The organism is Staphylococcus pasteuri (assembly GCF_030547725.1).
In the GTDB taxonomy this organism is placed as follows: Bacteria; Bacillota; Bacilli; order Staphylococcales; family Staphylococcaceae; genus Staphylococcus; species Staphylococcus pasteuri.
On the sequence record NZ_JAUOQO010000128.1, the window covers coordinates 1 to 328 of the forward strand.

Here is a 328-nt window from a genome sequence, read left to right on the forward strand (position 1 = left end):
ATTTCACCATCCATTGTAAAAGCCCGTGTGAAAACACATTTATCCATGGTCAAAGCAGAAAAGCTAAAAAAGACCCATGTTGAATTAATTCAACGCCTCGGACGCGCAGCTGAGTATAAAGATAACGAAACAGGCATGCATGTATTACGTATGAGCCGCTACTCCTACGTTATTGCAAAAGCCTCTGGATTAGCTGACGAAGAGGCCTATGACTTATTACAAGCGGCGCCAATGCATGATATTGGTAAAATTGGTATCCCCGACGATATCCTACTCAAACCTTCAAAGCTAACTGCCGAAGAATACGCTCATATGCAGCGCCATACGC

1 protein-coding gene is annotated in these 328 nt (G+C 43.6%); it reads left to right on the forward strand.

Features of this window, described 5'->3' with window-relative positions; translation table 11 throughout:
- Positions 1–45: 45 nt before the first annotated feature.
- On the forward strand, positions 46–328 hold a 283-nt coding region (locus Q4528_RS13095), incomplete at its 3' end, for an HD-GYP domain-containing protein (protein WP_303521913.1).